Here is a 23,710-nt window from a genome sequence, read left to right as displayed (position 1 = left end):
AGCTGGTTCTCCCCGAAATGCATTTAGGTGCAGCGTCGTGTGTTTCTTGCCGGAGGTAGAGCACTGGATGGTCTAGGGGGCCTACAAGCTTACCGAAATCAGCCAAACTCCGAATGCCGGTAAGTGAGAGCGCGGCAGTGAGACTGCGGGGGATAAGCTTCGTAGTCGAGAGGGAAACAGCCCAGATCACCAGCTAAGGCCCCTAAGCGTGTGCTAAGTGGAAAAGGATGTGGGGTCGCATAGACAACCAGGAGGTTGGCTTAGAAGCAGCCATCCTTTAAAGAGTGCGTAATAGCTCACTGGTCAAGTGGTTCCGCGCCGACAATGTAGCGGGGCTCAAGTACACCGCCGAAGCTGTGGCACTCACACGTGTACTTCGCCGGGTTTCTTTGGGAATCTGGTGCAGGTGTGTGGGTGGGTAGGGGAGCGTCGTGCCGGGGGTGAAGCAGCCGAGTGATCGAGTTGTGGACGCGGCACGAGTGAGAATGCAGGCATGAGTAGCGAAAGAAGGGTGAGAAACCCTTCCGCCGGATGACCAAGGGTTCCAGGGCCAGGTTAATCCGCCCTGGGTGAGTCGGGACCTAAGGCGAGGCCGAGAGGCGTAGTCGATGGACAACGGGTTGATATTCCCGTACCCGCGAAGGAGCGTCCCTGATGAACTTCGTTGTGCTAACCATCCGAGCCTGGTGTGGTCTTCGGACCATGCTGGGGGAGCGTGGGAACCTGGCGGGTAGTAGTCAAGCGATGGGGTGACGCAGGAAGGTAGCTGAGCCCGGCCGGTGGTTGTGCCGGGGTAAGCGTGTAGGCCGTGCCATAGGCAAATCCGTGGCGCATGTAGGCTGAGACGTGATGCCGAGCCGATTCAGGTGAAGTCAGTGATCCTATGCTGCCGAGAAAAGCCTCTAGCGAGTTTCGAGCGGCCCGTACCCCAAACCGACACAGGTGGTCAGGTAGAGAATACCGAGGCGATCGGGCGAACTGTGGTTAAGGAACTCGGCAAATTGCCCCCGTAACTTAGGGAGAAGGGGGGCCGGAGACGTGAAGCCCCGTGCGGGTGGAGCGTTGTATGGCCGCAGAGAGCAGGGGGAAGCGACTGTTTACTAAAAACACAGGTCCATGCGAAGAAGTAATTCGATGTATATGGACTGACGCCTGCCCGGTGCTGGAACGTTAAGGGGACCTGTTAGCTCTTCGGGGCGAAGCGGAGAACTTAAGCGCCAGTAAACGGCGGTGGTAACTATAACCATCCTAAGGTAGCGAAATTCCTTGTCGGGTAAGTTCCGACCTGCACGAATGGCGTAACGACTTCCCCACTGTCTCAACCACAGGCCCGGCGAAATTGCAGTACGAGTAAAGATGCTCGTTACGCGCGGCAGGACGGAAAGACCCCGGGACCTTTACTATAGCTTGACATTGGTATCTGAGTTAGCTTGTGTAGGATAGGTGGGAGCCGGTGAAGCGCATACGCCAGTATGTGTGGAGGCAATCTTGAAATACCACTCTGGTTGATTCGGGTATCTAACTTCGGGCCGTTATCCGGTTCAGGGACAGTGTCTGGTGGGTAGTTTAACTGGGGCGGTTGCCTCCTAAAGGGTAACGGAGGCGCCCAAAGGTTCCCTCAGCCTGGTTGGCAATCAGGTGTTGAGTGCAAGTGCACAAGGGGGCTTGACTGTGAGACTGACGGGTCGAGCAGGGACGAAAGTCGGGACTAGTGATCCGGCACTTGCGTGTGGAAGCGGTGTCGCTCAACGGATAAAAGGTACCCCGGGGATAACAGGCTGATCTTCCCCAAGAGTCCATATCGACGGGATGGTTTGGCACCTCGATGTCGGCTCGTCGCATCCTGGGGCTGTAGCAGGTCCCAAGGGTTGGGCTGTTCGCCCATTAAAGCGGTACGCGAGCTGGGTTTAGAACGTCGTGAGACAGTTCGGTCCCTATCCGCCGTGCGCGTAGGATACTTGAGAAGGGCTGTCCCTAGTACGAGAGGACCGGGACGGACGAACCTCTGGTGTGCCAGTTGTCCCGCCAGGGGCACGGCTGGTTAGCTACGTTCGGAAGGGATAACCGCTGAAAGCATCTAAGCGGGAAGCTTGCTTCAAGATGAGGTATCCCACCCCACATTTGTGGGGGTAAGGCCCCCAGCTAGACGACTGGGTTGATAGGCCGGAGATGTAAGCCCGGTAACGGGTTCAGTTGACCGGTACTAATAGGCCGAGGACTTGCTCACGAAGGTTCTGCTCGCGTCCACTGTGTAACTCACGACAAACAAACATACACCCCGACAAGTGTGTTGGTGTTGGTGTTGTTTGATATGTTGATAAGGTTACGGCGGTCATGGCGGAGGGGAAACGCCCGGTCACATTCCGAACCCGGAAGCTAAGCCCTCCAGCGCCGATGGTACTGCACTCGGGAGGGTGTGGGAGAGTAGGACACCGCCGGACAATCTTTCGTTGAGGGCCACCCCCTGTAAGGGGGCGGCCCTCAACGCATTTCTGGAGGTGCCGGTGTAACGCCGGACCGGCCGCTCAGTTGCGGGTCTGGACGGTCTCGCGGATCTCGCGCAGCAGCGCGGCGGACTCGTCGACCGGACGGAACGGGAACATGGCCATCACCACGCTGCCGTGGTCGGCCCAGCCGCAGATCGCGAAGTCGCCGCCGTCGCCGCTGGTGCTGCCGCACTTCATCACGCCGCCCAGCCGCCCCGGCGGGACGTCGCGCAGGCCGGTCACCGCGCCCGTCTCGTCGGTCATCAGCCCGAAGAGGCTGTCCAGGTCGCGCTCCGGCTGCCACAGCAGCGTCGTACCGCCGAAGATCAGGACCGAGCGGCGGGCATCGGCCGGATCCTGGTAGACCGCGCCGAAGCTGCTGTCCAACCGGATGTCGGCCGCCAGGCCGCTGCGCAGGTAGTCGGCGGTGCTCACCGCCCGCTCGCTGTTGTCCTGGCGTAGCCCCGCCACCTGGCCGGGGGCGCTGATCTGCGCGTCCTTCTGCTGGACGATCCGCCAACCCCAACTGCCGAACGCGCCGACACCGGCCAGCGCGAGAACCGCCAGGAGCGTGACCACGACGCGCCGCCGGCGACCCGGGGCCGTGACCCGGTCGGTGTTCTCCTCCGGGCCGCGGTTGCTCAGCTCGATCGGCTCGTCGGTCAGTTCGACCGGCGGCGAGCCCTCGTCGAGTTGGCGGGCGGTGAGATGTGCGTCGGACATAGCCGACACCGTACGCGAACGACCGGTGGCGCACGTCGGGTCCGCCGAAGCGCTCCGTAGACTTTCAGGGTGACCGAGAGACTGGATGCCCGACGCCCCGACGCCCCGACCCTTGCCGGCCAGTACCAGCCCGGCGAGGTAGAGCAGCGGCGGTACGAGCAGTGGGTAGCCGACGGTCGGTTCCGGGCGTCGGCGGAGAGCGAGCGGCAGCCCTTCACCATCGTCATTCCGCCGCCGAACGTGACCGGCTCGCTGCACATGGGCCACGCGCTCGACCACACCGTGCAGGACGCGCTGGTGCGGCGTAGGCGGATGCAGGGCTTCGAGGCGCTCTGGCTGCCCGGCATGGACCACGCCGGCATCGCCACCCAGAACGTGGTCGAGCGGCAGCTCGCCGCGCAGGGCCTGTCCCGCCATGACCTGGGCCGGGAGAAGTTCGTCGAGCGGGTCTGGCAGTGGAAGGCCGAATCCGGCGGGGCGATCCTCGGCCAGATGCGCCGCCTCGGCGACTCGGTGGACTGGGACCGCGAGCGCTTCACCATGGACGAGGGCCTGTCGCGCGCCGTCCAGACCATGTTCAAGAAGCTGTACGACGACCGGCTGATCTACCGGGCGAACCGGATCATCAACTGGTGCCCGCGCTGCCTGACCGCCCTCTCCGACATCGAGGTGGAGCACACCGACGACGACGGCGAACTGGTCTCGATCCGCTACAGCGACGACGTGGTGGTGGCCACCACCCGGGCCGAGACGATGCTCGGCGACACCGCGGTGGCGGTGCACCCGGACGACGAGCGGTACCGGCACCTGATCGGCACCGAGGTCGAGCTGCCGCTGACCGGGCGGCGGATCCCGATCGTGGGTGACGCGCACGTCGACCCGGCGTTCGGCACCGGCATGGTGAAGGTGACCCCGGCGCACGACCCCAACGACTTCGAGATCGGGCAGCGGCACGACCTGCCCTCGCTGACCGTCATGGACGAGCGGGGCGTGATCACCGTGCCCGGCCCGTTCCAGGGGCTGGACCGGTTCGAGGCCCGCCCGGCCATCGTCGCCGCGTTGCGTGAGCAGGGGCGCGTCGTCGCGGAGAAGCGGCCGTACGTGCACGCCGTCGGTCACTGCTCCCGCTGCCGGACCACGGTCGAGCCCCGGCTGTCGTTGCAGTGGTTCGTGAACACCTCGCCACTGGCCAAGGCGGCCGGGGACGCGGTGCGCGACGGCCGGGTCCGGATCGAGCCGGCGGAGCTGGCCAAGCGCTACTTCGCCTGGGTCGACAACATGCACGACTGGTGCATCTCCCGGCAGCTCTGGTGGGGCCACCGGATCCCGGTCTGGTACGGCCCGCAGGGCGAGGTCGTCTGCGTCGGGCCCGATGAGCAGCCGCCGACCGGCGAGGGCTGGCACCAGGACGAGGACGTGCTGGACACCTGGTTCTCCAGCGGCCTGTGGCCGATCTCCACCCTCGGCTGGCCGGAGCAGACCCCGGATCTGGCCAAGTTCTATCCGACCAGCGTGCTGGTCACCGGGTACGACATCCTGTTCTTCTGGGTCGCCCGGATGATGATGTTCGGCCTGTACGCGATGGACGGCCGGCAGCCGTTCGACGTGATCGCCCTGCACGGCATGGTCCGCGACGAGCACGGCAAGAAGATGTCCAAGTCGTTCGGCAACGTGGTCGATCCGCTGGACTGGATCGACCGGTACGGGGCCGACGCCACCCGCTTCACCCTGGCCCGGGGCGCCAACCCCGGTGGCGACGTGCCGGTCAGCGAGGAGTGGTGCCAGGGCTCGCGGAACTTCTGCAACAAGCTCTGGAACGCCACCCGGTTCGCGCTGATCAATGGCGCGCACACCAACGGCCCGCTGCCGGCCGCTGGGCAGCTGTCGACCGTCGACCGGTGGGTTCTGTCCCGGCTGGCCCACGTCACCGCCGAGGTGGACGAGCAGTTCGAGGCGTACGAGTTCGCCAAGGTCTGCGACCTGCTGTACCACTTCGCCTGGGACGACGTCTGCGACTGGTACGTCGAGCTGAGCAAGCCGGTGCTGGCCGGCGGCGGTGGACCGGCCGCGGTCAGCCGCCGGGTCCTCGGTCACGTGCTGGACCAGCTGCTGCGGCTGCTGCACCCGGTGATCCCGTTCGTCACCGAGGAGCTCTGGACCGCGCTCACCGGCGGCGAGACGGTGGTGACCGCGGCCTGGCCGGCCGCCGACCGGGCGCTCGTCGACGACGCCGCCGAGGCGGAGGTGGCCACCCTGCAACGGGTCGTCACCGAGGTCCGCCGGTTCCGCTCCGACCAGGGACTGCGCCCGACCCAGCGGGTGGCCGCCCGGCTCGACGGGCTGGCCGGCGCCGGTGTCGCGGCGCACGAGACGCTGATCCGGTCCCTGGCCCGGCTCGATCCGGCCGGCGACGAGTTCCAGGCCAGCGCCACCCTGGCCATGCCGGGCGAGGTCAGCGTGGCGCTGGACACCCGGGGCTCGATCGACGTGGCGGCCGAACGGGCCCGGCTGGCCAAGGACCGCGCGGCGGCCGAGAAGGAGGCCGGGCAGGCCCGGGCGAAGCTGGACAACCCGGCGTTCGTCGGCAAGGCCCCCGAACCCGTCGTCGCCAAGATCCGTGAACGGCTGGCCGTCGCCGAGGCCGACCTGGCCCGCATCGACGCCGCCCTGGAGGCGCTTCCCTCGTGACCGACCGCACCGACCGCACCAGCACCGACCGCGCCGACCAGGCCCGCACCGACCGCACCGGACGCGACCGTGCCGACCGCACCGGACGCGACCGTGCCGACGACCGCTCGGGCACAGACCGGGGCAACCGGGCCGGGCACTCCGCCTTCGCCGAGGTGGAGGCCGAGCTGGCCGAGCGTGGGTTCACCCGGATGCTCTTCGAGCTGGATCGCATCTCGTCCCTGCTCGACCTGCTGGGCAGCCCGCAGCGGGCGTACCCGTCGATCCACCTGACCGGCACCAACGGCAAGACCTCCACGGCCCGGATGATCGACTCGCTGTTGCGGGCGTTCGGGCTGCACACCGGCCGGTACACCAGCCCGCATCTGGAGACCGTCCGGGAGCGGATCAGCCTGGACGGCGAGCCGGTGGACGAGGCCCGGTTCACCGCCGTCTACCAGGAGGTGAAGCCGCTGGCCGAGCTGGTGGACGACCGTTCGGCCGAGCCGCTGACCTACTTCGACATGACCACCGCGCTGGCGTTCGCCGCGTTCGCCGACGCCCCGGTCGACGTGGCCGTGGTCGAGGTGGGCCTGGGCGGGGCCGAGGACGCCACCAACGTGATCCAGGCCGGGGTGTGCGTCCTGACCCCGATCGGGCTGGACCACACCGAATGGCTCGGTGACACGCTGCACGACATCGCGGTCGCCAAGTCCGGCATCATCCACCCCGGGGCGACGGTCATCTGCGCCGCCCAGGAGGAGGAGGCCGCCCGGCCGATCCTGCAACGCTGCGCCGAGGTGGGCGCGACCATCGCCCGGGAGGGGGCCGAGTTCGGCGTGCTGCGCCGGGCGGTCGCGGTCGGCGGGCAGGTGCTCAGCCTGCAGGGCCTGGGCGGGGTGTACGAGGAGGTGTTCGTCCCGCTGCACGGTGCCCACCAGGCGCAGAACGCGGCGGTGGCGCTCGCCGCCGTCGAGGCGTTCCTCGGCGCCGGCGCCCGGCGGCAGCTCGACGTGGAGACGGTGCGGGAGGGCTTCGCCGCCGCCACCTCCCCCGGCCGGCTGGAGCGGGTCCGCAGCGCCCCGACGATCCTGCTGGACGGCGCGCACAACCCGCAGGGGATGGCGGCCACGGTCACCGCCCTGCAGGAGGAGTTCGCGTTCAGCAAGCTGGTCGCGGTGATGGGCGTACTGGCCGACAAGGACGCGGCCAGCCTGCTTGAGTTGCTGGAGCCGGTGGCGGACCAGCTGGTGGTGACCCGGAACAGCTCGCCCCGGGCGATGCCGGCCAAGGAGTTGGCGGCGCTGGCCGCCGAGGTGTTCGGGCCGGATCGGGTCGAGGTGGCCGAGGAGATACCGGACGCGATCGAGGCGGCGGTGGCGCTCGCCGAGGAGGACGTACCGGGCGAGCTGGCCGGCGTCGGCGTGCTCATCACCGGCTCGGTGGTGACCGTGGCCGACGCCCGCCGGCTGCTGAAGCGATGACCGCGCCGGACGGCGGTCACCGCCCGGAGGTCACCGGCCAACCCGGCGATGCTGGGCAGGCCGGCGGTGCTGGCCAAGCCGGCGACCTGGGTCAGCCCGGCGGTCCGCCGGGGCCGCGCCGGTCGGGGCTGCGTGACCCGCAGCGGGCGGTACGCGGCCTGGGCGCCGGCACCCTCGCCCTGGAGGCGCTGGTGCTGCTGTTGGCCATCCAGCCGATCAGGGTGGTGGGTGGTGATCTCGGCGGTGCGGCGATCGGCGTCGTGGTGGCGCTGGCCGTGGCCGCCGCCGTGCTGGCCGGCATGATGCGTCGGCCGTGGGCGTGGCACGCCGGCACCGTGCTCCAGGGGCTGCTGCTGCTCTCCGGGCTGCTGCACTGGTCGCTGTTCGCGCTGGGCGTCATGTTCGCGCTGGTCTGGGCGTACGCCTGGCACGTACGCCGGGTGATCCTGGGCTGAGCCGCCGGCTCACGCCTCGGCGCGCTCCCGCCACTGGGTCAGCGCGATGCCGTGACCGTCCGGGTCGCGGAAGGCCGCCGCCCACACCTCCAGCTTGGTGCCCCGGTTGACCACCCGGGGGGCGTAGGTGAACCGGACGCCCGAGTCGCGCAGCCGCTCGTAGGCCGACTGGATGTCGTCGACGTCGAGGTTGACGTGCACCAGGCGACGGCTGATCGGCTGCGCGCCGGTCACCTCCCGCAGCACCAGCCGGGTCGCCCCGGAGGAGAGCACGGCGTTGCCGGCGCCCCGGTCGACCTCGGTGAACCCGAGCCGGTCCCGGTAGAACTCCAGGGAGCGGGAGAGTTCGGTGACCAGCAGGGTGATGCCCACGCCGCTGATCGGCCCGGCCGGGTCGGCCGCCTCCGGGTCGAAACCGAAGATCGCCTCGTCCAACTCCCGGGCGCCGACCGCATCATCCCCGACGCTGGTCGGCCCGACCCGGGTTGCCGCAGCGGGCTTCGGGTCGTCCAGCGGCAGGTCTAGCGGGTCTAACGGGTCGAGCGGGTCCGTCGGAGCAGGCGGCGGGTCGGCGAGCCGGCCGGCCGACGAGCCGGCGAACTGCCCGGCGGGTGAGGGCTCCTCCTCGGCCGGTGGTGGCGTCGCGGCGAAGCGTTCCTCGGCGGGCGAGCGAGGCGCGGGCGTGGCCCGGCGGGGCAGCGGCTGGTCGCTGGCATGCTCCACCACCGTCCCCTCCAACACGACCGGCCCGCCCGGACGCTGGCGCACCCGCACCGTCTCCCGCTGCTCGACGGGCTCGGCTGGGTCGTCGTGGACCGGGTCACCCAGCGGGCGGATCGGGTCGCTCAGCGGGTCGCCCACCGGGTCGTGGAAGTCGTCCTCGGGTGCCCGGCCGGCCCACGGCGGGGCCTGCTGCCCGATGAGCACCTCGTCCGGGGGGACGTGGCTGGCGAACTCGGGCGGCAGGTCGGCGGTGCCGGCCTCGGCGTGGGTGGGCACCTCGTCCCAGAGCACCCGGACGTGTCGAGGGTCGTCCAACGCCACCCGGATCGGCAGGGACTGGCCCAGCGACGGCCACTTGGAGACCGGCACCCGCGGCTCGATGATCTTTTTCGACCGGGGCGGCAGACCGGGGGCGTCGATCACCAGTTGGAGTTCGCAGCGCCCGAAGGCGTACTGGGTCGGCGGCTCGGAGGCGCTGTGCACGTGCCCGGCGCCCACCACCCAGGTCCGGCCGCCGCCGCGCACGGTGGCCAGCGCGATCGCCAGCACCAGCAGGGCCACCCCGAGCGCCACGATGGCCCAGCTGGTCATGCCCAGGCCGAAGAGGATGACGAAGGTGGCCACGGTGCCGAGCACCGCCGCGATCAGTTTGCGTACTGGTGCGATGGGTCGGTTCCCGCCGTTCGCCACAGTGGACCTCCCGGGTGGTCAGGGCCAGGCTAGGCCGGATCGGAGGCCGGGGGAAGCACCGACCACCGCGCCGGCGCCGGGACCGGGTCGCTAGGCTGACCGTACCCAGCCCGACCGGTTTCCGCTCTGAGGAGGAACCCAGCGTGTCCAGCAGCAGCCCGGACGAGCGCTCGCTCGTACTGATCAAGCCCGACGCGGTTCGCCGCGGACTCGTCGGCGAGATCATCTCCCGGTTCGAGCGCAAGGGGCTGCGGATCGACGCGATGGTGTCCCGCACGATGGACGCCGCACTGGCCGACGAGCACTACGCCGAGCACGTGGACAAGGCGTTCTACCCGCCGCTGAAGGCTTTCATGACCGGTGGCCCGCTGGTCGCGCTGGTGCTCTCCGGCGACCAGGTCATCGAGGTGGTACGCGGCCTGATCGGGGCCACCGACGGGCGTCGCGCCGCCGCCGGCACCATCCGGGGCGACCTCTCCCTGTCCAACCGGGAGAACCTGGTGCACGCCTCCGACTCGACCGACAGCGCCAAGCGCGAGATCGCACTCTGGTTCCCCGAGCTGGGCTGACTGTCAGGGGAGCCGGCGGTCCGCGCAGGAGGATCGTCCGCCCCCGGGCCCGCCGTGCCGGGCGCGACGGCCAGGGGCCGTCGCCTATGACCGTCGCGCCTGCCCGCGTGGGCGGAACGGGCGGCCCCGGCCGAGCGCGTCGGCGTACCCCCAGGGGCCGCGGACGTCGAGCAGCTCGATCTGGCCGAGCTGCTCCGGCACCCCGGCGTCCACCGCCAGGTGGTTGCCGTACGGCTCCAGTCCGAGCAGGGCGCGTAGCAGCAGCAGGGGTGTTCCCGCCGACAGGGCGTACGGGCTGTCGGTGAGGCCGTGCGGTACCGGTACGTGGGTGGTGGCCCGCTCGTAGCCGGTCAGGTACGCCGGCAGCCGTCCCTGGAAGTAGCGGGACGCCTCCAGCATCGCGGTGGCGATGCGGGCGGCCTCCTCTCGGAAGCCGGCGCGACACAGGCCCCAGGCGATGATCGAGTTGTCCCAGGGCCAGACGGCGCCGGTGTGGTGGCCGAGCGGGCTGTACCGGCTCTCGGTGGCGGACATGGTGCGGATTCCCCAACCCGACCAGAGCCCCGGGCCGAACAGGTGCCGTACCACGTCGTCGGCCCGCTCGGGCAGCACCATGCCACTCCAGAGCAGGTGCCCGATGGTCGACGACAACCCGTCGACGGGCTGGCCGTCGGTGTCCAGGGCCACCGCGTAGTGACCCCGGCCGGGCAGCCAGAAGTCCCGGTCGAACCGCTGGCGCAGGCCGGCCGCCTCGCGCTCCAACTGGTCCGCCCACTCCGGGTCCTGCCAGAACGACCGGGCCATCCTGGCCGCACGGAGTTTCGCGTCGTAGGTGTATCCCTGCACCTCACAGTTTGCCTGCGGGAAGCCGGCGCTGCGGCCGTCGGCGTAGCAGGTCGAGTTCGCCGAACTGCGCCAACTGCCGCTCACCGGCGTGGAACGGGTGTGGTGACAGAGGGTCCAGACATAGCCGGTGCCGTCCGGGTCGGCGTACCCGTCGAGCCAGTCGATGGCCGCTCGGACCTGGAACTGGTACTGGTGGACCAGGTCCACGTCGCCGGTCCAACGTTCGTATTCGTCCAGCAGGATGACGAAGAGGGCCGTCGTGTCGACGGCGTTGAAGTTGGCCGACTCCGGGGTGTCGTTGAAGCCGGCCGAGTCGCCGTACCGGCACTCCTGGACGATCTTTCCGGGTTGCTCGCCGCGGAACGGATCCTCCCGGTTGCCCTGGGTCAGCGACAGGATACGCATGGTCCGGACCGCCCGGTCCGAGATGAACGGCAGCGCCTGGAAGCTGCTGATCAGGCTCTCCCGACTGAGTAGCGTCATCGACCAGGGCAGGCCGGTGGCGGGCAGGCCCTCCCGGTAGTTGAGCCCCGGGTAGTGCAGCGCGGCGAGGTCGTGCAGGCCCTGCCGGTACGCCTCTTCCAGGGGGCGGTGGTCGGCGCGTAGCCGGGGCGCCGGATCGGTCATGCTTGCGATGTCCTGGGCGAAGTACGCCCGGGAGCGTCCGGTCGAGCTGGTCAGCCGTTCCCGGAGATCCCGACGGCGCAGGTCACGGACGAGGGTGAGCACCCGCAGCCGGGTGGTCCAGACGCCCTGTGCGGCGATGGTGGGCGTGAAGGTCAGTCCCTCCGCGGTGATCTGTGCCGGCGTGCTGGCGGTGATCACCGTTTCCCGGTGCAAGGTGTGCCGCCGGTAGTGCAGGCGCAGCGTTCCCTCGTCGACGGCGGCGCTCACCGGACGGATCCGGCGGCAGCCCTCCCAGATCTCCGGCACCTCGACGAAGTCCGCGGCAACCTCCAGCCGGAGTGTGTGACGCATCGTCTCGGGCGCGTGGTTCAGCAGGGTGATCTCTTCCTCGAACTCGTGTCCCACCAGGCGGTGCCGCAGGATCGAGGTGGTGGCGTTGACGTAGTGGGTGGGCTGTCGGGGCACGAGCCCGTACTTTGCCTCCCAGGTGTGCACGCCGGTCTGGGAGAGCACGGAGAGCGACTCGCCGTCGATGGTCAGCCGCCAGGTCGACAGGAAACGGGTGTCGAAGAAGTAGAGCCCGAGCGGGGTCTCCCGGTCGGCCTGAACGTCCCCGTTGGACTCGCTGATCATGAACATGTTGCCGGCGAAAATGCGGCTGGCCGTTTGCAGTCCGGCAAAGCTGAGCGTGTTGTCCACGGTCGGCCAGTCCGGCGGTGTGCTGGCCCGGCTGTCGGCGTGGAGCGGCAGCAGGCGTTGGAACAGCAGCAGGAGAGCCAACTCGCCCTCGACCGAGACGACGCCCCGGAACAGCATGGCGACGACCTGGTCGCCCCCGGCGAGCAGGCGCTCGAACACCTCGGCCCGCATCTCGACGCGGCAGTCGGCACGCCCGCCGTCTCGCCGTGCCCGGGCTCGGCCGCCGCAGAGCCGGACGAACCAGGTGTCCGTCCCGCCACTGGCGGCGACGAAGTCGAAGCGGAGCAGCCCGGTGGGCGTGGCGGGCAGCCGGCCGACGGAGGAACTGGCCAGGCCGGTGAAGAACTCGTTGAGCCGTTCAGTCACCACTTCTCCCCGTCGTGTCGGGCGCGGCCGGCGCACGCGAAGCCGAACCGACACACGGTACGCCGCAGATGCCCAGGTGAGCGCTGTCTCTCAGGAAGCAGGGGTACGTTTCCCCCGGAGGTGGTGACAGTGACACAGATGACCAGTGGAGTTCGATACCACACCTACGGGCAGGGCGGACGCGGCACCTTTCTGCTGGTGCACGGTTGGTGCTGCGATCACACCTTCATGACGCCGCTGGCCCGGCATCTTGCCGCCCGGCGGGCCCGCGTGATCGCGGTGGACATGCCGGGCCACGGCCACAGCCCACCCCCGCCCGACGGGTACGGCGTCGAGCAGATGGCCGGCCATCTTCGTGCGCTGACCCGGGAACTCCGCCTGCGCCGGGTCACCGTCGTTGGGCACAGCCTGGGCGGTGTCTGGTCCCTGGCGGCGGCAGCCGCCGACCGGGACGTGTTCAGGGGGCTGGTCCTGCTCGACTCGGCCGTCGCCGGGCCGCCCGGCGCCGCCGACGCGATCGCGCAGGTGGCCGCCTCGCTGAGGAACGACACGTCGGGCGCGGTCCGGGAGCAGATCGTCCGTTCGTACTTCCGGCCCTACTCCGATCCGGCCCTGGTGGAACGGGTGGTCCGGGCGATGGCCCGGCCCTCGACCGAGGTGGCCTACGCCCCGATCGCCGGGTTGGCCGAGTACGTGGAGCGGGAGGGGGACGTGGCGGCACTGACCGCCTGGGCCCGGACGCTGCTCCTGATCGGCACCGACGCCCCGTTCGCCGACTACGCGCACCTCGCCCGGCTGGTTCCCGAGGCGCACATCGGCCAGACCGTCGGCTCCGGGCACTTCATGCAGTTCGAGGTGCCGGCGCAGGTGAACGCGATGGTCGACCGCTACCTGGAGATCACCGCCTGACCGCGGCCGGCGACCCCCGGCCGCAGGACGCAGGAAGCCCAGCCGGCGAGAGGGCGCGGGGAATGAGGTGTCGGGGGCGCGACGGCGGCGGGTATTGTGGGCGGGTACGGCGATGATCCGGCTATCACCGGTGAGCCTCCGGAAGAACGGCCGGGTGACCGGCTCAGTAGAACCGGACGGGTCCGGCCCGTCACAGCCGGCCGATGAGCGGGCGGTCGATCCTGACCGTCAAGCGGGGTGGTACCGCGGGCCCGGCCCGGGGCGCCGGTGACGGCGTACCGGAGGAGGCTCGTCCTCGCAGACCCACACGACAGTGAGCGTCAGCGAGGAGAGCGACCCCCGATGGCCTATCCGTTGCACGACCCGACCGCCGCCGGAGTCCCGGCGAGCCCGGACCTGCCCGCGGTCGAGCGCCGGGTGCTGGAGCACTGGACGGCCGACAAGACCTTCGAGGCGTCCGTCGAGGCCAGGCCGGCATCCCGCCGGCAACCGGAACCGACGGCCGGCACCGATGGCGGCGACGCGGGCGCCGCCGACAACGAGTACGTCTTCTACGACGGGCCGCCGTTCGCCAACGGTCTGCCGCACTACGGCCACCTCTTCACCGGGTACGTCAAGGACGTGGTGCCGCGCTACCAGACCATGCGCGGCCGGCGGGTGGAGCGGCGTTTCGGCTGGGACTGCCACGGCCTGCCCGCCGAGGTGGTGGCCGAGAAGCAGCTCGGCATCACCAGCAAGGCGGAGATCCTCGACCTCGGCGTGGGCCGGTTCAACGAGGCGTGCCGCGCCTCGGTGCTGGAGTTCACCCAGGACTGGGAGCGGTACGTCACCCGGCAGGCCCGCTGGGTCGACTTCGCCAACGACTACAAGACCCTCGACCTGGACTACATGGAGAGCGTCATGTGGGCCTTCAAGACCCTGCACGACAAGGGTCTGGTCTACGAGGGTTTCCGGGTGCTGGCGTACTGCTGGCGGTGTGAGACGCCGCTGTCGAACACCGAGACCCGGATGGACGACGTCTACCGGGACCGGCACGACCCGACCCTGTCGGTGTGGTTCGAGCTGACGCCGGACGACTCCGCGCCGGAGCTGGTCCGCGGTCCGGTGCAGCTCGGCGTCTGGACCACCACGCCGTGGACGCTGCCGTCGAACCTGGCGCTCGCCGTCGGCCCCGACATCGAGTACGCGGTGCTGGAGCGCGACGGCGTCCGGTTCGTCGTCGGCGCGGCCCGGCTCGGGGCGTACGCCAGGGAGCTGGAGGGGTACCAGCAGGTCGGCACGGTGCGCGGCGCGGAGCTGGTGGGGCGCCGGTACACGCCACTCTTCGACTTCCTGGTCGAGCAGGCCGGTGAGAACGCGTACCAGGTGCTCGGCGCGGAGTTCGTGACCACCGAGGACGGCACCGGGATCGTGCACCTGGCCCCGGCCTTCGGCGAGGACGACCAGAACGTCTGCAACGCGGCCGGCATCCCCACCATCGTCACCGTCGACGATCACACCCGGTTCACCGGGCTGGTCCCGCCGTACCAGGGTGAGCAGGTCTTCGACGTCAACAGGCCGGTGATCCGGGAGCTGAAGGAGCGGGGGGTGGTGCTCAAGCAGGACACCTACACCCACTCGTACCCGCACTGCTGGCGTTGCGACACCCCGCTGGTCTACAAGGCGGTGTCGTCGTGGTTCGTCGCGGTGACGAAGTTCAAGGACCGGATGGTCGAGCTGAACCAGCAGATCAACTGGACGCCGGGGCACATCAAGGACGGCTCGTTCGGCAAGTGGCTGGCCAACGCCCGGGACTGGTCGATCAGCCGGAACCGGTTCTGGGGTTCGCCCATCCCGGTGTGGCGCTCCGACGACCCGAACCACCCGCGGGTCGACGTGTACGGGTCGCTCGCCGAGATCGAGCGGGACTTCGGCGTACGCCTGACCGACCTGCACCGGCCGGCGGTGGACGAGCTGGTCCGCCCCAACCCGGACGACCCGACCGGCAGGTCGACGATGCGCCGGGTGCCGGAGGTGCTGGACTGCTGGTTCGAGTCCGGCTCGATGCCGTTCGCCCAGGTGCACTACCCGTTCGAGAACCGTGACTGGTTCGAGCACCACTACCCGGGTGACTTCATCGTCGAGTACATCGGGCAGACCCGCGGCTGGTTCTACACCATGCACGTGCTGGCCACCGCGCTCTTCGACCGGCCGGCGTTCCGCAACTGCCTCAGCCACGGCATCCTGCTCGGCTCCGACGGGCGCAAGATGTCCAAGAGCCTGCGCAACTACCCGGACGTGTACCACGTCTTCGACTCGTACGGCTCGGACGCGATGCGCTGGATGCTGATGTCCTCGCCGGTGCTGCGCGGCGGGGACATGGCGGTCACCGAGTCGGGCATCCGGGACGCCGTCCGGCAGGTGCTGCTGCCGCTCTGGAACGTCTGGTACTTCTTCTCGCTCTACGCCAACGCGGAGGGCTACCAGGCCAAGCGGAAGGCCGGCGCTGAGCGGGCCGGCGAGGGCGGGGCCGCCGCCGGCAACCTGCTCGACCGGTACCTGCTGGCGAAGACGAACGAGCTGGTCGAGACGGTCGGCGCGCAGATGGACGCGTACGACATCTCGGGGGCCTGCGCCACTGTCCGGTCCTACCTGGACGCGCTGACCAACTGGTACGTGCGCCGATCCCGGGACCGGTTCTGGAGCGGGGACACCGACGCGTTCGACACCCTCTGGACGGTGCTGGAGACGCTCTGCCGGGTGGTGGCGCCGCTGGCGCCGCTGACCGCGGAGGAGATCTGGCGCGGGCTGACCGGCGAGCGGTCGGTGCACCTGACCGACTGGCCGCAGGCGACGGAGTTCCCGGCCGACCACGACCTGGTCGCCGCGATGGACAACGTGCGCGCGGTCGCCTCGGCGGCGCTGTCGCTGCGCAAGGCCAAGGGGCTGCGGGTGCGGCTGCCGCTGTCCAGGCTGACCGTGGCCTCGCCGGTGGCCGAGCAACTGCGCCCCTTCGCCGACCTGGTCGCCGACGAGGTCAACGTGAAGGAGGTCGTCTTCACCGGCGAGGTGTCCGCGTACTGCCAGCAGGTGCTGACCGTGGTGCCCCGGGCGCTCGGGCCCCGGGTCGGCAAGCAGGTGCAGCAGGTGATCAAGGCGGTCAAGGCGGGGGAGTGGGAGCTTCGCGACGGCGCTCCGGTGGCCGCCGGGGTCACCCTCGCCGAGGGCGAGTACGAGCTGCGCCTGGTCGCGGCCGACGCCGAGCACTCCGCGCCGCTGCCCGGCGGCGAGGGGGTGGTGGTGCTGGACACCACGGTCACCCCCGAGCTGGCCGCCGAGGGGCTGGCCCGGGACGTCGTACGGGTGGTGCAGCAGGCCCGCCGGGACGCCGACCTGGACGTCTCCGACCGGATCGTGGTGTCGCTGTCGGCCTCCGCGGAGGTCCGGGCCGCGGTGTCCGGGTACGCCGACTTCGTGGCCCGGGAGGTGCTCGCCGACCGCGTCGACTTCGCCGAGGAGATCACCGGCTTCGCCGGCGAGGCCGGCGACGGCGAGCGCGTGACCGTCGCCGTCCACCGCGCCTGACCGCTGGTAAGGAGGGGCCCCTTGTTAACGCCTGGGGTAGTGCAGGGGCCCCTTCTTAACACCCATCACCCGGCCAGCGGACGTTCCCTACCTCGCGGATGATGGTGTGCGGCGGTCCGCTACCGTGACACCGCCCTTACCTCACTCGATCTGCCGGAGGACCAGTGCCGCTGCTCTACACCATCGGCAAGCTCACCGTGGGGCCCACGATGCGGCTGGCGTTCCGGCCGACCGTGGAGGGACTGGAGCACGTTCCGGAGACCGGCGGGGCGATCTTCGCCGGCAACCACCTCTCCGTGGCCGACGAGCTGTTCCTCGGCACGGTCGTGCCGCGGCACCTGGCCTTCTGGGCCAAGTCCGAATACTTCAAGGGGACGGGCGTCAAGGGGTGGTTCTCCAAGTTCGTGCTGACCGGCCTCGGCGCGATCCCGGTGGAGCGGGCCGGCGGCCGGGCCGCGCTCTCCGCGTTCGACGCCGCCATCCCGGCGCTCCAGGGCGGTGACCTGGTGGTGGTCTACCCGGAGGGCACCCGCTCGCCGGACGGGCGGCTCTACCGCGGGCGTACCGGGGCGGTCCGCCTCGCCATCTCGGCCGGCGTGCCGATCATTCCGGTCGGCATGATCGGCACCGAGAAGGTGCAGCCGATCGGCGCCCGGGTGCCGCGACCCTTCACCGGAAAGATCACCATCAGGTTCGGCAAGCCGCTGGACTTCACCGGCCGGCCCGACGACCGGCTCTCGCTGCGGCAGATGACCGACGAGATGATGGGCGAGATCCAGAAGCTCACCGGCCAGGAGTACGTCTCCCGCTATGCCCCGCCCCGGGCCCAGCCGCCGACCGCCGACGAACCCAAGGCCGGCTGATCCCCGGGGTCACGGCGGCGTGCCGCCCCGGTGGTCCTCCTGGGCGCGTACCTGGTCGACGTCGTGGAGCCGGTCGAGTTGGGCCATGGTGCGGGCCAGCCGGGCGTTGCCCGGGATCCGGTCCCGGTTGCGGGCCAGGAACGACCAGTAGCCGGCGGTGAAGGGGCAGGCCTTCTCGCCCAGCCGGGTCTTCGGGTCGTACCGGCAGCCGCCGCAGTAGTCGCTCATCCGGTTGATGTACGCGCCGCCGGCCACGTACGGCTTGGTGCTCATCCGCCCGAGGTCGGCGTACTGGCTCATGCCGACGACGTTGACGGTCATCACCCAGTCGTACCCATCGACGAAGCTGCGGTGGAAGAAGTCCACCATCTCGCTCGGCCGCCAGCCCCGTTGCAGGGCGTAGTTGCCCAGCACCATCAGCCGGGGGATGTGGTGCACCCAACCGTGCTCGCGCAGGTCGGACAGGACGCCCGACAGGCAGCGCGCCTGCACGGCCCCGGCGTCCAGGTCACGGAACCAGGCCGGCACCGACTGCCGGGCGGCCAGCGCGTTGCCGCGGCGGTAGCCGGGGTCGAAGTACCAGTACAGGTTCCAGATGAAGTCCCGCCAGCCGAGCACCTGCCGGATGAAACCCTCCACGCTGGGCAGCGGCGCGCCCTGCTTGCGGTACGCCTGCTCGGCGCCCCGGATCGCCGCCATCGGATCGAGCAGCCCGAGGTTGAACGAGGAGGAGAGCAGGCTGTGCGCCAGCCACGGGTCGTCCGCGAGCATCGCGTCCTCGTACGGGCCGAACCGGGGCAGCCGGTGCTTGAGGAAGTGCCGCAGCCGGGTCTGCGCCTCGCGGGTGGTGACCGGGAAGCGGCGCGGGCCGTCGCGCCCGACGAACCGGATGCCTTCCCGCTCCCAGCGGTCGAGGTCGGCCCGGACCTCGGCGTCGATGTCGTCCTCGCGGGGCGTCGGCGGGGGCGGTACGTCGAGCCGGTCGGTGCCCTTCGGCGGGGGCTGGCGGTTCTCGGTGTCGAAACTCCACCGCCCGCCGACCGGCTCGTCGCCGTCGACCAGCACCCGGTGGTGCTCCCGGGCGAACCGGTAGAACGCCTCCATGCGTAGCGCTCCCCGCCGGCTGTCCGCCCAGTCGGCGAAGTCGTCGAGACCGGTGACGAAGCCGCGCGGTGGCAACACGGTCACCCGGTCCAGCCCGCGGACGAGGTCCAGGGCCGCCCGGGAGGTCGGCTGGCAGACCTCCAGTGGCTCGCGTACCCGGCGCAGCGCCTGCCGGTAGGTCTCGGCGCGCAGCGAGATCGCCTGGTCACCCAGCTCGGCGGCGCGGTGGCGCAGCGCGGAGAGCACCAGGTGCGCCTTCTGCCGGTGGAACGCGCGACGCCGGAAGACCGCCTTCGATTCGATCAGCAGCACCGGTTGATGGCGGTCGTCGAGGAAGTGCGGCCCCAGTTGGTCAGCGAAGAGCCAACGCCGCGGCATGCCCCGATCGTCCCATATCGGGGGGTCGAGAGTGAGGAAGACTCACTTGGTGCTCACGATCTGCTCGCGTAGCGTGCCGAGCAGTCGGGCACTGTCGTCCACCGAAAGTCCGGTGAAGACCGCGCTGGTGATGCTGCCGTGGTCGACCGAGGTGCAGACCACCACCCCGACGCCGTCGGAGCGACCCACCGCGCACCGTTCGTGCCGGCCCCGGACGCGGCTCTCCACGACCTCTGGCTCGCCGAGGGCGTAGTCCGCGGTGAGCCGCTCGATCTCAGCGTCGGCGTCCGCCGAGGGGGTGAGCCGGAATCCGGTGCCGCCGAAGACGGTCACCCGCTTGCCGGCCTGGGTGGTGTAGATGCCGGCGAAGGTCTCCTCGGCGAGCCAGTGCGTCTGGCGCATCTGCGCCTCCAACTGCCGGGCGGTCTGCGTGCTGCGTGCGTCGTCGCGTAGTTGCAGGTCGGCCACCTGCGCCGGAAGCGCGGCGCGCACCGGGTACTGGCTGGCCATCGGCATGCCGTAGTAGGCCGGGCAGCCGCAGCAGCAGGCGAGGGTCAGCAGCAGCATCCAGGGCCAGCGGCGACGTTTGCGGACGGCGACCGGGACGTACCCCGGGGGCGCCTGCCAGCCGGGCGGCGGCGGGACCGGCCTGGCCTTCATCGCGCCCGGCCCGGACGCTGGTGCCGGGGGTTCGACCGGGGCGGGGGGCCGGCCGGCCGGCGAGATCGGTGGCGGGGCGGGTTGTACCGGCGGGTGGGCAGCCGGCGGTGGGTATCCCGGTGGCGGATATCCCGGTGGCGTCGGCGAGACCGCTGGCCGGTACGGCCCGGACGGTGCCGGCGGGGCAGGCGGTGCCGGCGGGGCAGGCGAACGGGGCCCCGGCTGGTGCGCCGGGGAGACCGGTGGGGCCGGCGACACCGGAGGCCCGGAGTACGGCCGGGTCGGCGGCGGGGTCGGGTAGGACAGGGTCGGCGGCAGGGCGGGGAAGTCTGCCGAAGGCAACTCCCATCCGCTGGTGTCGACACCGGCCCACGGGTCCACCGGGGTCTGGTGCTCCGGCTCGTGCGTCGACGCCGCGGGCGGCGGAGTGGGTTCGGCCGACTCGCCCCAGGCCGGTCGGCGCGGCGCGGCCGGCGGGACCGGGGCCGAGCCGCTCCAGCGGGGCGTCGGCGACTCGTCCGCGGTGGACTCGGGGAGCACGCGGGTGCCCTGCGGGCCGACCTCGGGGATGGGCGCGGGAGCAGGGCCGCGCGCATCGTCCGGCGTGCTCGAACCGGCGGCGGTTGGGCTGGCCTCTCCGGCGGCGGTCGGGGGACCTCGCCGTCGGCGGTCGGCCCGGCCTCGGCGGCGGCTTCGGTGGTGGTGGCCGGTTGGGGCGGCTGGGCGCTCGGCGCGGGCGGGTCGGCGGGCGGCTGGTGGGTGCCGCCGGGGCCTGTGCGGGGTCCGTCGACCGAGGGTACGGGCGTGGTCGCCTGCTCCTGGGTGACCGCCGGCTCCCCGTCCCGGGGTGAATCCGGGAGGCTCCCGTCGACCGGCCGGCCTGCTCCCGGCTGCGGTTCCGACATCGCGGCAATCTCCTCTCGCGCCGACCCGAGGCTAGTACCGCTGTGCCACCCGGGCCGAATCCGGTAAGTCGAGGTAAGGAGGGTCCCCTTCTTAACGCCTGGGGTAGAGCAGGGGCCCCTTGTTAACGCGGCAGCGTCGGCTAGGTGTGGCGCGGCGGTCGGTGGGTGGCGCGTACCCTTGGGCATCATGAGCGTGCCGTCCACCACACCGCGCCCGGTCGCGGCCAACTCCGTCTGGCCCGAGCTGGAGCCGCTGCTGCCCCAGGTGACCAAGCCCATCCAGTACGTCGGTGGTGAGCTGGGTGCGGTGGTCAAGGACTGGGACGCGGCGACCGTCCGGTGGGCGCTGATGTACCCGGACGCGTACGAGGTCGGTCTGCCCAACCAGGGCGTGCAGATCCTCTACGAGGTGCTCAACGAGCTGCCCGACGTGCTGGCCGAGCGGACGTACGCGGTCTGGCCGGACCTGGAGCGGTTGATGCGCGCCCACGGCGTGCCGCAGTTCACCGTCGACGCGCACCGCCCGGTCCGCGACTTCGACCTCTTCGGCGTGTCGTTCGCCACCGAGCTGGGCTACACCAACCTGCTCACCGCGATCGACCTGGCCGGCGTGCCGCTGCTGGCGGCCGACCGGGCCGACGCCGACCCGGTGATCGTGGCCGGCGGGCACGCCGCGTTCAACCCCGAGCCCATCGCCGACTTCGTGGACGCCGCCGTGCTCGGCGACGGCGAGGAGGCGGTACTGGAGATCACCGCGATCGTCCGGGAGTGGAAGGTCGAGGGCTGCCCCGGCGGCCGGGACGAGTTGCTGCTGCGGCTGGCCCGGACCGAGAGCGTCTACGTGCCGCGCTTCTACGACGTGGACTACCTGCCCGACGGCCGGATCCAGCGGGTCGTGCCGAACCGGGCGGACGTGCCGTTCCGGGTGCACAAGCGCACGACGATGGACCTGGACGCCTGGCCCTACCCGAAGAAGCCGCTCGTCCCGCTGGCCGAGACGGTGCACGAGCGGTACGCGGTGGAGATCTTCCGGGGCTGCACCCGGGGCTGCCGGTTCTGCCAGGCGGGCATGATCACCCGCCCGGTGCGCGAGCGGTCCATCACCACCGTGGGGCAGATGGTGCAGCAGGGGCTGGAGTTCTCCGGCTTCCACGAGGTGGGCCTGTTGTCGCTGTCGTCGGCCGACCACTCCGAGATCGGCGACATGTGCTCCGGCCTCGCCGAGCAGTACCAGGGCACCAACGTCTCGCTCTCGCTGCCCTCCACCCGGGTGGACGCGTTCAACATCGACCTGGCCCAGGAACTGTCCCGCAACGGCCGGCGGACCGGTTTGACCTTCGCCCCGGAGGGCGGGTCGGAGCGGATCCGCAAGGTGATCAACAAGATGGTGTCGAAGGACGACCTCATCCGTACCGTGGTCACCGCGTACACCAACGGCTGGCGGCAGGTGAAGCTCTACTTCATGTGCGGCCTGCCCACCGAGACGGACGACGACGTCCTGGAGATCGCCGCCATGGCGCACGAGGTGATCAAGGCCGGCCGGGCTGCCACCGGCTCCAAGGACATCCGCTGCACCGTCTCCATCGGCGGGTTCGTGCCGAAGCCGCACACCCCGTTCCAGTGGGCGGCGATGGACCGTCCGGAGGTCATCGACCACCGGCTCAAGCTGCTCAAGCAGGCGATCAACGCGGACCGTTCGCTGGGCCGGGCGATCGGCTACCGCTATCACGACGGCGAGCCCTCGCTGATCGAGGGCCTGCTGTCCCGCGGTGACCGCCGGGTCGGCGCGGTGATCCGCCGGGTCTGGGAGAACGGCGGCCGGTTCGACGGCTGGAGCGAACACTTCTCGTACCAGCGTTGGGTGGACGCCGCCACCGAGGTGCTGCCCGCCTTCGGGGTGGACCTCGACTGGTACACCACCCGGGAGCGCGACGAGCTGGAGGTCCTGCCCTGGGACCACCTGGACTCGGGCCTGGACAAGGACTGGCTCTGGCAGGACTGGCAGGACGCGCTCAGCGAGTACGAGCAGGACGACTGCCGGTGGACGCCGTGCTTCGACTGCGGCGTCTGCCCGGCCATGGACACCGAGATCCAGATCGGCCCGACCGGCAAGAAGCTGCTCCCGCTGACCCCGGTCAACACTCTGAAGCTGCCCACCGGCGCCCAGCAGTGATCCCGGCGCCGTTGATGGGGTCCGACATCGAGGAGCAGGACGATCAGTAAGAAACCTCAGCCCGAAGGCGGACAGGCGCCGGTCGTCCAGCGCGTCCGGATCCGGTACGCCAAGCGTGGCCCGTTGCGGTTCACCTCGCACCGGGACTTCGCCCGGGCGTTCGAGCGGGCCCTGCGCCGCGCCGCCGTACCGGTGGCGTTCTCGCAGGGCTTCACCCCACACCCCAAGATTTCGTACGCGAGCGCGGCGCCGACCGGGGTGGCCAGCGAGGCGGAGTACCTGGAGATCGGCCTGCGCGAGCCGGTCGACCCGGCCGCGCTGCGCAGCGCGCTGGACGCGGCGCTCTCGCCCGGTCTCGACGTGCTCGACGCCGTGGTGGCCACCGGCGCCGGCCTGGCCGACCGGATCGAGGCGTCCCACTGGCGGATCGAGCTGCCGGAGGTGGATTCCGAACTCCTGGCGAAGGCCGTGGCCGCCTTCACCGCCGCCGAGGAGGTGCTGGTCGAGCGGATGACCAAGCAGGGGCGGCGGACCTTCGACGCCCGCGCCGCGGTCATCACCATCGATGTGATCGCCTCGCCGGCGACGCCTTCCGGGGCGCCGGCCGTACCGTGTGCGATACTCGAACTGGTCGTGCGGCAGGTCACCCCGTCCGTACGACCCGATGACGTCCTTTCCGGCCTCCGCGTGGTGGCCGGCCTGGAGCCGCCGGTAGCCCCGAAGGTGATCCGGCTGGCTCAGGGCACGCTGACCACGCAGGGCGCGATCGTGGATCCGCTGGACGCGGACCGCGACGGGGCAACCATCGGCGGGCGCTGA

14 protein-coding genes and 2 rRNA genes (1 of these 16 cut by a window edge) are annotated in these 23,710 nt (G+C 70.5%); 11 read left to right on the top strand and 5 right to left on the bottom strand.

Annotated features, from left to right (window positions below; translation table 11 throughout):
- Together ACQPYA_RS25075 and rrf are read left to right on the top strand one after the other, a co-directional pair.
- Positions 1–2,227: ribosomal RNA gene (locus ACQPYA_RS25075) — 23S ribosomal RNA — on the top strand; it begins 888 nt to the left of the window's first position.
- Between the two features lie 97 nt (positions 2,228–2,324).
- A 5S ribosomal RNA gene (gene rrf / locus ACQPYA_RS25070) occupies positions 2,325–2,441 on the top strand.
- An 84-nt stretch (positions 2,442–2,525) separates the two neighbouring features.
- On the opposite strand, the gene ACQPYA_RS25065 is transcribed toward rrf, so the two are convergent.
- Positions 2,526–3,209, bottom strand: coding sequence for a hypothetical protein (locus ACQPYA_RS25065; protein ID WP_433529531.1), 684 nt, complete (start codon positions 3,207–3,209; stop codon positions 2,526–2,528).
- A gap of 69 nt (positions 3,210–3,278) precedes the next feature.
- Between ACQPYA_RS25065 and ACQPYA_RS25060 the strand changes: the two genes are divergently transcribed.
- The 3 genes from ACQPYA_RS25060 (at position 3,279) to ACQPYA_RS25050 (ending at position 7,815) form a co-directional block, all read left to right on the top strand.
- Positions 3,279–5,897 carry a valine--tRNA ligase gene (locus tag ACQPYA_RS25060; protein WP_433529530.1) on the top strand — a complete coding sequence of 873 codons (2,619 nt, stop codon included), beginning with the start codon at positions 3,279–3,281 and terminating at the stop codon, positions 5,895–5,897.
- A 191-nt stretch (positions 5,898–6,088) separates the two neighbouring features.
- Positions 6,089–7,360 carry a bifunctional folylpolyglutamate synthase/dihydrofolate synthase gene (locus tag ACQPYA_RS25055; protein WP_433533607.1) on the top strand — a complete coding sequence of 424 codons (1,272 nt, stop codon included), beginning with the start codon at positions 6,089–6,091 and terminating at the stop codon, positions 7,358–7,360.
- Positions 7,357–7,815: a DUF4233 domain-containing protein gene (locus tag ACQPYA_RS25050; RefSeq protein ID WP_433529529.1), complete on the top strand. Its 459-nt coding sequence runs from the start codon at positions 7,357–7,359 to the stop codon at positions 7,813–7,815. The genes ACQPYA_RS25055 and ACQPYA_RS25050 overlap by 4 nt, the downstream gene beginning before the upstream one ends.
- A 9-nt stretch (positions 7,816–7,824) precedes the next feature.
- Here ACQPYA_RS25050 and ACQPYA_RS25045 read toward each other — a convergent pair whose 3' ends face one another.
- Positions 7,825–9,228 carry a VOC family protein gene (locus ACQPYA_RS25045; protein WP_433529528.1) on the bottom strand — a complete coding sequence of 468 codons (1,404 nt, stop codon included), beginning with the start codon at positions 9,226–9,228 and terminating at the stop codon, positions 7,825–7,827.
- Between the two features lie 143 nt (positions 9,229–9,371).
- Here ACQPYA_RS25045 and ndk point away from each other — a divergent pair, with 143 nt between their 5' ends.
- Positions 9,372–9,797, top strand: coding sequence for a nucleoside-diphosphate kinase (gene ndk / locus ACQPYA_RS25040; protein ID WP_433529527.1), 426 nt, complete (start codon positions 9,372–9,374; stop codon positions 9,795–9,797).
- An 84-nt stretch (positions 9,798–9,881) separates the two neighbouring features.
- Here ndk and ACQPYA_RS25035 read toward each other — a convergent pair whose 3' ends face one another.
- A complete protein-coding gene (locus ACQPYA_RS25035) occupies positions 9,882–12,335 on the bottom strand; it encodes an amylo-alpha-1,6-glucosidase (protein ID WP_433529526.1) in 2,454 nt (817 codons plus the stop codon).
- 138 nt (positions 12,336–12,473) lie between these two features.
- Here ACQPYA_RS25035 and ACQPYA_RS25030 point away from each other — a divergent pair, with 138 nt between their 5' ends.
- The 3 genes from ACQPYA_RS25030 to ACQPYA_RS25020 all read left to right on the top strand — a co-directional run bounded on the left by ACQPYA_RS25030 (position 12,474) and on the right by ACQPYA_RS25020 (position 17,671).
- Positions 12,474–13,244, top strand: coding sequence for an alpha/beta fold hydrolase (locus ACQPYA_RS25030; protein WP_433529525.1), 771 nt, complete (start codon positions 12,474–12,476; stop codon positions 13,242–13,244).
- A 342-nt stretch (positions 13,245–13,586) separates the two neighbouring features.
- Positions 13,587–16,808 carry an isoleucine--tRNA ligase gene (ileS, locus tag ACQPYA_RS25025; RefSeq protein WP_433529524.1) on the top strand — a complete coding sequence of 1,074 codons (3,222 nt, stop codon included), beginning with the start codon at positions 13,587–13,589 and terminating at the stop codon, positions 16,806–16,808.
- Between the two features lie 164 nt (positions 16,809–16,972).
- Complete coding sequence (locus tag ACQPYA_RS25020; RefSeq protein WP_433529523.1) at positions 16,973–17,671, top strand: lysophospholipid acyltransferase family protein; 699 nt, start codon at positions 16,973–16,975, stop codon at positions 17,669–17,671.
- A 9-nt stretch (positions 17,672–17,680) separates the two neighbouring features.
- Here the strand turns inward: ACQPYA_RS25020 and ACQPYA_RS25015 are convergent, their stop codons facing one another.
- Entirely contained in the window at positions 17,681–19,153 is a 1,473-nt protein-coding gene (locus ACQPYA_RS25015; RefSeq protein ID WP_433529522.1) for a cryptochrome/photolyase family protein, read from the bottom strand.
- Between the two features lie 42 nt (positions 19,154–19,195).
- A complete protein-coding gene (locus ACQPYA_RS25010) occupies positions 19,196–20,194 on the bottom strand; it encodes a hypothetical protein (RefSeq protein WP_433533606.1) in 999 nt (332 codons plus the stop codon).
- Between the two features lie 711 nt (positions 20,195–20,905).
- On the opposite strand from ACQPYA_RS25010, the gene ACQPYA_RS25005 reads away from it, so the two are divergent.
- Both ACQPYA_RS25005 and ACQPYA_RS25000 read left to right on the top strand, forming a co-directional pair.
- Complete coding sequence (locus ACQPYA_RS25005) at positions 20,906–22,891, top strand: TIGR03960 family B12-binding radical SAM protein (protein WP_433529521.1); 1,986 nt, start codon at positions 20,906–20,908, stop codon at positions 22,889–22,891.
- Positions 22,892–23,014: 123 nt separating this feature from the next.
- Positions 23,015–23,710: a TIGR03936 family radical SAM-associated protein gene (locus ACQPYA_RS25000; protein WP_433529520.1), complete on the top strand. Its 696-nt coding sequence runs from the start codon at positions 23,015–23,017 to the stop codon at positions 23,708–23,710.

The organism is Micromonospora sp. CA-263727 (genome assembly GCF_050942455.1).
Classification (GTDB): domain Bacteria; phylum Actinomycetota; class Actinomycetes; order Mycobacteriales; family Micromonosporaceae; genus Micromonospora.
This window is presented reverse-complemented; position numbering and strand designations above follow the sequence as displayed.